This is a genomic window from Paenibacillus sp. OT2-17, assembly GCF_009827695.1.
Taxonomy (GTDB): Bacteria; Bacillota; Bacilli; order Paenibacillales; family Paenibacillaceae; genus Paenibacillus; species Paenibacillus polymyxa_B.
In genome coordinates this window covers 1-1,757 of the sequence record NZ_WUDQ01000683.1, presented here as the reverse complement: position 1 = coordinate 1,757, position 1,757 = coordinate 1, and the positions used below count along the sequence as shown (strand labels likewise).

Here is a 1,757-nt window from a genome sequence, read left to right as displayed (position 1 = left end):
TCGAACCAGCGATCCATTAGTGATTCCGCGCTCCTCAGCCAATTCAGGTGACACTTCCACAAATACTTTTGGAAGTTTGAGCTGAATACCCGCTGATTTGGTCGTCATATTTCCTTCATGAAACTGTTCGAGCAGTCGACCATTATTTAAGGTCAAATCGAATTCAACGGGGTACTCTTTCGGTGGTACATATTCGAAAAGTCCCAATCGCGCTTTTTTATCCGGAAAGTTAAAGCCGTTGCTGTGCAGCAGCGGTGTATTGCTACCATCCGGCGATCCCCAGTGGAAGCTGTTCCAGCCTTCCAATACGTCATAATTACATTGGGAGAAAAATGGAGTGAGCGACGCCATTTCCTCGGAAATTTCACTTGGATGGCTGTAATCCCAATCAAATCCCATGTGCTTGGCAAATTGGCTGAAAATCCACCAATCCGGCTTACTGTCTCCCATAGGGCGGAGTGCTTCATATAAACGCTGGACACGACGTTCGGTGTTCGTAAAGGTTCCGTCTTTTTCGAGTGAAGGTACGGCTGGCAAAATGACATCGGCGAATTCAGCTGTTTTGCTCAGAAATACATCCTGAACGACAAGGAAATCCAAATTCGCCAGCATTTCTTGGGTATGGTTGGAGTCGGCATCCACCCATGCCATCTCTTCTCCAGCGATATACATCGCTTTGAGCTTACCTGTTTCAATAGCTTCCAGCATCTGAATGTTGTCCAGTCCGCGTTGACCTGGAATTTGTACGCCGTAGGCCGCTTCGAACTTGGCACGAACGACATCGTTCGTCACGGGCTGATAGCCCGGGAAAATATCCGGCATTGTACCCATATCGGCAGCACCCTGAACATTGTTATGTCCGCGAAGCGGATATGCGCCTGCACCCGGACGCATAAAGTTTCCAGTCACCAGCAGTAGGTTGGCAATTGCAATCGAAGTGTAAGAGCCTGCGATGTTTTGCGTCACACCCATGCCCCAGCAAATGGCAGTGCCGTCGGCTTCGTGAATCATAGTCGCTACCTGAATCAGTGTCTCTTTGGAAATACCAGTTTCCTGTTCGGCAAATTCCAGGGTGAAACGATCTAGCAACTTCAAATATTCAGGATAGAAGTTTACATGCTCTTCAATGAATTTTGCATCATGCCAGTTTTGCTCAATGATGTATTTGGCTACAGCGGATAACCATACATAATCAGTACCTTGCTTCGGACGAATGAACAGATCTGCGCGTTCTGCCATTTCATGCTTGCGCAGGTCGACCGAGATCAACTTTTGACCGTGCAGCTTATGCGCACGTTTGATACGAGTAGCCAGCACTGGATGTCCTTCTCCCGGCGCGCAACCGACCAGCATGACCAAACCTGCTTTGGCAATGTCTTTAATCGTACCGCTGTCCCCACCGATGCCTCCGGTGTATTGCAGCCCCCATGACGCAGGAGATTGGCAATACCGTGAGCAATTATCGACGTTATTCGTTTGGAAGACCTGACGAGCCAACTTTTGCATCAAATAGTTTTCTTCATTGGTAAATTTGGACGAAGAAATAAAGCCGAGTGCCTCACCGCCGTAAGTTTCTTGAATAGTTCCCATTTTGCTGGCCATCAGGCTCAAGGCTTCTTCCCAGGTAGCTTCCACAAATTCGTCACCTTGACGAATTAAAGGGGAGGTCAAACGCTGATCGCTGTTCACAAAATCCCAGCCAAATTTCCCTTTTACGCATGTCGAGATACCGTTAACAGGTCCCTCAGAGGTAGGTT

General features: G+C 48.2%; 1 protein-coding gene. It reads right to left on the bottom strand.

The window, feature by feature from the left end:
* On the bottom strand, positions 1 to 1,757 hold a 1,757-nt coding region (gene fdhF, locus GRP75_RS26085), incomplete at both ends, for a formate dehydrogenase subunit alpha (RefSeq protein ID WP_160790782.1).